The sequence below is a fragment of the Streptomyces sp. NPDC058295 genome (genome assembly GCF_042880655.1).
GTDB lineage: Bacteria > Actinomycetota > Actinomycetes > Streptomycetales > Streptomycetaceae > Streptomyces > Streptomyces coriariae.
Window position 1 is genome coordinate 38,234 of the sequence record NZ_JBHVYO010000063.1, and the last position, 6,000, is coordinate 44,233.

7 protein-coding genes and 1 pseudogene are annotated in these 6,000 nt (G+C 73.6%); 5 read left to right on the forward strand and 3 right to left on the reverse strand.

The features are described from left to right. Positions 1-144: 144 nt before the first annotated feature. On the forward strand, positions 145-852 hold the full coding sequence (locus tag ACFVYS_RS39110; RefSeq protein ID WP_389510032.1) for a chaplin: 708 nt from the start codon (positions 145-147) through the stop codon (positions 850-852). A 131-nt stretch (positions 853-983) separates the two neighbouring features. On the opposite strand, the gene ACFVYS_RS39115 is transcribed toward ACFVYS_RS39110, so the two are convergent. Together ACFVYS_RS39115 and ACFVYS_RS39120 are read right to left on the reverse strand one after the other, a co-directional pair. Further along, positions 984-1,460, reverse strand: coding sequence for a nucleoside deaminase (locus ACFVYS_RS39115; RefSeq protein WP_389510034.1), 477 nt, complete (start codon positions 1,458-1,460; stop codon positions 984-986). A gap of 44 nt (positions 1,461-1,504) precedes the next feature. Then, positions 1,505-2,704, reverse strand: coding sequence for an MFS transporter (locus ACFVYS_RS39120; protein WP_389510019.1), 1,200 nt, complete (start codon positions 2,702-2,704; stop codon positions 1,505-1,507). Positions 2,705-2,841: 137 nt separating this feature from the next. Between ACFVYS_RS39120 and ACFVYS_RS39125 the strand changes: the two genes are divergently transcribed. From ACFVYS_RS39125 to ACFVYS_RS39135, 3 genes and pseudogenes are all read left to right on the forward strand, one after another. Beyond that, entirely contained in the window at positions 2,842-3,240 is a 399-nt protein-coding gene (locus ACFVYS_RS39125) for a MerR family transcriptional regulator (protein ID WP_389510021.1), read from the forward strand. Positions 3,241-3,280: 40 nt separating this feature from the next. Continuing rightward, on the forward strand, positions 3,281-4,072 hold the full coding sequence (locus tag ACFVYS_RS39130; protein ID WP_389510022.1) for a GNAT family N-acetyltransferase: 792 nt from the start codon (positions 3,281-3,283) through the stop codon (positions 4,070-4,072). 223 nt (positions 4,073-4,295) lie between these two features. Continuing rightward, positions 4,296-4,448: pseudogene (locus ACFVYS_RS39135) on the forward strand (hydrolase); the annotation flags it as partial. A gap of 65 nt (positions 4,449-4,513) precedes the next feature. On the opposite strand, the gene ACFVYS_RS39140 reads toward ACFVYS_RS39135, so the two are convergent. Further along, positions 4,514-5,077 carry a GNAT family N-acetyltransferase gene (locus ACFVYS_RS39140; RefSeq protein WP_389510024.1) on the reverse strand — a complete coding sequence of 188 codons (564 nt, stop codon included), beginning with the start codon at positions 5,075-5,077 and terminating at the stop codon, positions 4,514-4,516. An 87-nt stretch (positions 5,078-5,164) separates the two neighbouring features. On the opposite strand from ACFVYS_RS39140, the gene ACFVYS_RS39145 reads away from it, so the two are divergent. Further along, positions 5,165-5,944 carry an ArsR/SmtB family transcription factor gene (locus ACFVYS_RS39145; protein ID WP_389510026.1) on the forward strand — a complete coding sequence of 260 codons (780 nt, stop codon included), beginning with the start codon at positions 5,165-5,167 and terminating at the stop codon, positions 5,942-5,944. Positions 5,945-6,000: the final 56 nt, after the last annotated feature.

Below are 6,000 nucleotides of genomic sequence, written 5' to 3' on the forward strand. Positions count from 1 at the left end.
GATCGCAAAGGTGACCCAATGGGGTGAAAGGGTGTTCTGGCATTACCCAGATGGTGCGCCGACGTTCTACCGGGTGCGGGCGAGTGCCCGCGATTCAAGTCTGGAAGGCAGGGACCCATGAGACGGGTAACCCGAACCGGTGTGATGGCCGTCGCCGCAGTTTCCGGCGCGATGGCTGTGACACTGCCCGCACACGCCGACTCCGCGGCGGACGGCTCCGCGGCCGGCTCGCCCGGACTGATCTCCGGCAACGCTGTCCAGCTGCCGGTGCACCTCCCGGTGAACCTGTGCGGGAACACGGTGAACGTGGTGGGCGTGCTGAACCCCGCCGCGGGCAACACCTGCGCCAACAAGGGCGCGATGGCCGCTTCCGGGGCGCACGGCGCGTCCTCCGGCGCTGGGGCCGCCACACACGGCGCGTCCTCCGGTGGTGGGGCCACCGCACACGGCGCCACGCAGGACTCCCCGGGCGTCGTCTCCGGCAACGGTGTCCAGTTGCCGGTCCACCTCCCGGTGAACGTCAGCGGCAACAGCGTGAACGTCGTCGGCATCGGGAACCCGGCGCTCGGCAACGAGTCCGTCAACGTGTCCGAAGAAGAGCCTCCGCCGCCCGTCGAGCCGGCGCCGCAGCCGCCGACCCGGCACAACCCGCCCTCGGAGCCGCAGCACCCCGGCCCGCGGGCCGTTCCGCAGAAGCCGGCCGTCGCGCCCCAGCTCGGGGTGCCCGAGGCCGTGTCCTCGCTCGCCCACACGGGGGCCGACGCCACCCTGCCCGCCGTAGCCGGCAGCGCGGCCCTGCTGCTCGGCGGTCTGGCCCTCCAGCGGCGGTTCCGCCCGCACGCGGACCGCTGAGCCGACCTCCTCGGAGCGGGAGTGCGCAGGCCCCCTCGGTCGTACCGGGCGGGAGCAGGGGGCCTGCGGCGGTCCGGCGCGCCGCACGCGTGGTGCCGTCGAAGCGCGGAGTGCGAGCGGGCGGGTCCGCCTCAGCCGCCGTGGAACCGCCGGTGCAGTGCGTGTACCTCCTCGACCAGCTCGGGAACCGGTCCCTCCACCGTCACTCCGGGGGCGATCTCGTGCACCGGCAGGGTCCGCACCGGCGGGGCGGGTGCACCCCACTCGCCCAGCCAGCTCGCGAGCTGCTCGGACGAGGCGATGTACACGATCCGGCCCAGGCCCACCCACGCGTGGGCGGCCGCGCACATCGGACAGTGTTCGCCCGACGTGTAGACCGTCGCCGCGGCACGCTCCGCGGACGACAGACGGGCCACCGACCAGCGGGCCAGCTCGAACTCGGGGTGCCGGGTGCGGTCGCCGGAGGCCACCCGGTTGTGGTCCTCGGCGAGCACCGTGCCGTCCGCGCCCACGAGTACCGAACCGAACGGTTCGTCGCCGACCCGCAGTGCCTCGGCGGCGAGTTCCACGCAGCGGCGCAGATACGGCAGTTCGGCGGCCTCGACCATGGCGTACGGCTCCTCGACGGTTGACCCGGGCATCGCCGCCCAGCCTAGGCTCGGCTCCGCGCGACCGGAAAGGCGTGCCGGCGGCCCAGCGCGACCGCGGTGAGGGCCAGCGCGACCAGCGGCAGTGCCGTCCACGGCAGGGCCCCCGCGCCCAGCGCCCCCAGGACCACGCCTCCGGTCAGCGAGCCGCCCGCGATGCCCGCGTTGTACACCGTCGTCTGGAGCGAGGTCGCCACGTCGGAGGCGGCGGGCCCCGAGGCGTTCACCAGCGCAGTCTGGATGAGGGTCGGCGCCCCGCCGAAGGCCACTCCCCACAGGGCGACGGAGACCAGGAGCACGGCGGGCGCGTCGGCGTACCGGCCGAGGGCGAGCATGACCGCCGCGCACAGGGCGAGCGCGCCGAGCAGCGTGGCCCGCGGGCGCCGGTCCACCAGCAGGCCCGTCCCCCAGATCCCGGCCACCGTGGACGCCCCGAACACCAGCAGCACCACATCCGTACGACCGGACCCCGCGTGCTCGGTGAAGGGCGCGATGTACGTGTAGAGCACCTGGTGGCCCAGCAGGAGGAACAGGGTGACGGAAAGGATCACCGGGAGCCCCGGCAGCAGGGCGACCCGGGCCAACGGCACCCGCTCGCCCCGTGCCTCGCCCGGGAAGTCGGGGACCCGCCACCACACCCAGCCCACCAGCAGCACGGCCAGTCCGGACAGCAGCCCGAACGCCGCACGCCAGCCCACCACCTCGGCCAGCGCCGTCCCGGCGGGCACCCCCAGCGACAGCGCGAGCGTGATGCCGGCGAGCACGACCGCGATCGCCCGGCCGCGTCGCTCGGCGGGCACCATCCGGGCCGCGTAGCCGGCGAGCATCGCCCACAGCGTGCCGCCCATGACACCGGCGACCAGGCGCGCGGTGAAGGTGAGGCCGTACGAAGACGACAGCGCGACCACCGCGTTGCTCAGCGCGAAGCCCAGCAGGGTGCCGACGAGGACCGGCCGGCGCGGCAGGCCGCGCAGCAGCGCGGTCACCGGGATCGCGGCCACGAACGACGCCACCGCGTACCCGGTGACCAGGAACCCGACCCGGGCCTCGGGGACGCCGAGGGCCGGCGCCATGCGCGGCAGCAGCCCGGCGGGCAGCAGCTCGGTGACCACGGCGGTGAAGGCGGCCGTGGACAGGGCGAGCAGCCCCGGCCAGGGCAGGGAAGCGGGCACGGCGGTGCCCTTGACCATGGAGGTGGTGGACATGCCACCATGGTCGAACATTCACATCAGTGTGAAGGCAAGCGTCGCCCGGTGCGCCGCTCGCGGAGCGACGGCGCCGAGCGGCGACGGCGAGGGACGGCGCCGAGCACGGCGGCGGCGCGCGAAGATCGGAGCGCGGCATGAAGATCGGCGACCTCTCCGGCCGCACCGGTGTCCCCACCCGGCTGCTGCGCTACTACGAGGAGCAGGACCTGCTGCACCCCGACCGCGGGGAGAACGGCTACCGCTCCTACGGGGAGGCGGCCGTCCGGGACGTCCAGCAGATCCGCGGACTGCTCGACTCCGGCCTCACCACCGAGATGATCCGCGCGATCCTGCCGTATCTCTCCGGCCCCGACGAGATCGTCCTGCCCGCCGAGCACCTCACCCCGGAGACCGCCGCCCTCCTCGAGGGGCACATCGACCGTATCCAGGCCCGGATCGACTGTCTGGCCCGCAACCGCGACCGGCTGAGCGCGTACCTGGCGGCGGTGCGGCCGGACGGCGTGGCCGCGCCCCGCTCGTTCCCGCACCGGTAATTGCGTTGTCGCGGCCGGGCAGGGGTGCTGGAGTGGGCGCATGGATCATGCCGCGGTACTCGCCCTGTACGACCGGGACATGCGCGAAGGCGCGCGCCCCGAGAGCTCCGACGCGCGCGTCGAACGGACCGGGGCCGTGGTCCGCCATGTCGGCGGCGAGGGCGGCTGGAGCGGGGTGCTCTGGTCGGACCTGGACTCCACCGACGCCGACGCGGTGATCGCGGAACAGGTCGCCTACTTCACCGGGCTCGGGCACGAGTTCGAGTGGAAGCTGCACGGGCACGACCGTCCGGCCGACCTCGGGCAGCGGCTCACGGCGGCGGGTTTCACCGCCGACCCGGAGGAGACCCTGATGATCGGCGAGACCGGTGACCAGCTGGTCGACGCCGGGCCGCCCGAGGGCGTCCGTATCGTCCCCGTCACGGACCGGGCGGGTGTCGAGCTCATGGTCGAGGCGAACGAGCGGGCGTTCGGTCACGACGGCTCCTGGCTGCGGGACCTCCTGCTCGCCCGCCTCGCCGCCGACCCCGACGCGATCGTGGCCCTCCTCGCGATGGCGGGGGACGTGCCGGTGAGCTCGGCACGGATGGAGCTCATTCCGGGAACGAGGTTCGCGGGCCTGTGGGGCGGCGGCACCGTCGAGGGCTGGCGCGGCCGAGGTGTCTACCGCGCTCTGATCGCCCACCGCGCCCGCATCGCCGCCGACCGCGGCTACCGCTACCTCCAGGTCGACGCCTCCGCCCAGAGCCGCCCCATCCTCGAACGCCTTGGCTTCGCGCCACTGAGCACGACGACGCCGTACCTGTACACGCGGCAGGGCGGCACGCGGTAGGACAGCACGCGGTGCGGTAGGACGGCCGGGCCGACGCCCACCGCAGTCGGTCCGGGCGCTCACTGCGGCCGGGCCGATCTCGACCGATGGCCACTCGATACGGGTGCACGGCTGCGCCGAGGCGGGCGTCGCCGTCTCGCCCTCGGTGTCCGTCCCCGTCGAACGTCTCGGAGAGAGTGAGGGTCCGACGGGCGCGGCCGGATGCCGACGGGACGGCGATCGATCCAACCTCAACGCGGCCGCCGGATACACCCAGCGCAGCTTCAGCCTGAGCGGGTATGCCGGACAGACGGTCACCCTCAGGTTCACCAGCACCGAGGGCTCCAAGCTCCAGACCTCGTTCGTCATCGACGACACGGCGCTCGACGTCGCCTGACGTCAGGCCGCAACCTCGCCTGATCGCAGGCCGGTCGGGCCGCTCCTCCCGGGCGGCCCGACCGGTCAGTGCCCTTCCGGGCGGAGGGACCAGGTGCGCAGCAGGACTTCGCGGCCCTTGGCCTGCCGGGGCACGGGCGGCTCGTCGGCGAGCGCGAAGCCGCACGCGTGGGCGACCGCCTCGCTCGCCGCGTTCCCCTCTTCGATGCACAACACCAGCCGCCGTGGCCGTAGTTCGCGCAGCGCGAGCTCCGTGACCAGGCGCACCGCACGGCCGGCGAGGCCCTGCCCGCGGTGCTCGGCGCCGACCCCGTAGGCGAGTTCGGCGTCCCGCTCGTCCGACGCGCCGCGGAACAGCAGCACCTCGCCCTTCGGGCGCCCGCCGTCCGTGGTGATCGCGAGCTGCGCCGCGCGTCGTTCGGCCCGGCTCGTGCGCGCCCTGTCGAGGTAGGCACGGGCCGCCCGGGTGTCGAAGGGGGAGACGACCGGGGTCCACCGGGCGATCTCGGGGTCGTCGTACACCTCCACCAGGGCGTCGAGGTCGTCGTCGGTCCATTCGCGCAGGGTGATCCCCACCCCTTCGAGCCGCAGCGGTGCGGGCGGCACGATGAAACTCCCCTTGGTCTGCATGGGTCGATCCTGGGCGGCTGCGGCCCGATTGACATGCAGGTAATTGCCTGCCTAACTTGAGGTGTGCGATCGGGAGAAGGCCCGGGGGTGGACCCGGGCGCGGACAAGGTCTTCAAGGCGCTGGCCGACGACACGCGCCGCCGGCTTCTCGACCGGCTGCACGAACGCAACGGCCAGACGCTGGGCGAGTTGTGCGCGCACATCGACATGGCGCGCCAGTCGGTGACCCAGCACCTGGCCGTCCTGGAGGCCGCCCGGCTGGTCACGGCGGTGCGGCGGGGGCGGGAGAAGCTGCACTACCTCGATCCGGTCCCGCTCCACGAGATCCAGGAACGGTGGATCGACAAGTTCGAGCGCCCGCGGCTGCGCGTGCTCTCCGACGTCAAGCGACGATCCGAGGAAGCCATGACCGACAAGCCCGCCTTCGTGTACGTCACCTACATCGCCAGTGCGCCGGAGAAGGTCTGGGACGCGCTCACCGACGCCGACCTGACCGCGGCCTACTGGGGACACGCCAACGTGTCGGACTGGCGGCCCGGATCCCGCTGGGAGCATGTGCGCACCGACGGCTCCGGGATCGCGGACGTCGTGGGGACCGTCGTCGAGAGCGAGCGCCCCATCCGGCTGGTCACCAGCTGGGGGGCGCCCGGCGACGAGGGCCGGCCGGACCGGCACTCCCGGGTCACCTTCGACATCCGGCAGCACGCCGATATCGTCCGGCTCACCGTGACCCACGAGGATCTCGACGGCGAGGGCGAACTCTCCGACGCGTCGAGCGGCTGGCCTGCGGTCCTGTCCAACCTCAAGTCGCTCCTGGAGACGGGCCGGACGCTGCCCCAGGAACCGTGGCTGGTGTCCGGGCCCTGAAGCCCGCGAGAGGCCACCGGGCGACGCGCGGTACGACGGCCGGGTCGGTCCGCACG